2 protein-coding genes are annotated in these 708 nt (G+C 33.3%); both read left to right on the top strand.

The window, feature by feature from the left end; genetic code table 11:
• A partial coding sequence (locus GQX97_RS13290) for a rubrerythrin family protein (protein WP_198391251.1) occupies nt 1-226 on the top strand: 226 nt, incomplete at its 5' end.
• A gap of 41 nt (nt 227-267) precedes the next feature.
• Nucleotides 268-708 (top strand): MIP/aquaporin family protein (locus GQX97_RS13295; RefSeq protein ID WP_198391252.1); only part of this gene is annotated, 441 nt, incomplete at its 3' end.

Here is a 708-nt window from a genome sequence, read left to right on the forward strand (position 1 = left end):
TGCAAAAACGGCAAAAGAAGAGGGATTTAATGACATAGCAATACTATTTGAGCATGTTGCAAAAATAGAAGAAGGTCATAAAAAGATGTTTGAAAGTTTTTTAGGTGATAAAGGTAAAGAGGCACCAAAATGGCAATGTCAAAAATGCGGATATATACACACAGAGAGTAAAGCACCAAAAAGATGYCCTGTATGCGAACAATATAGAGTTGGCGGAATAAATTAATAATAAATAATTACAAATTAAATTTATGGGGGTTATATATTATGTATACTAAAAAATCAGAATTTTTAGCAGAAATAATTGGCTCTATGTTTATAGCATTATTCGGATGCGGAGTTGTAGCATCTGTAGTTGTAGGAAACAATGGTGCTCCTATAAACATACATATTGCTTGGGGGCTTGCTGTAACATTTGGTATATATGCTTCCGGAAAAATAAGTGGGGCACATTTAAATCCTGCTGTTACTTTGGCATTAGCTGTTACAGGAAGATTTCAATGGTCTAAAGTTTGGTATTATATAGTAGCACAGATGATAGGCTTTTTTATAGGGGCTGCTATAGTATTTGCTGTTTATTATGGAAAATGGATAGAAGTTGATCCTAATTTTGAAAACACTGCGGGAGTTTTTGCAACTTTTCCAGCAGTTCCTGGTTTTTTATMTGGATTTATAGACCAAGTTGTGGGAACATTTATATTGATATTT

This window comes from Brachyspira sp. SAP_772, from assembly GCF_009755885.1.
Classification (GTDB): Bacteria; Spirochaetota; Brachyspiria; order Brachyspirales; family Brachyspiraceae; genus Brachyspira.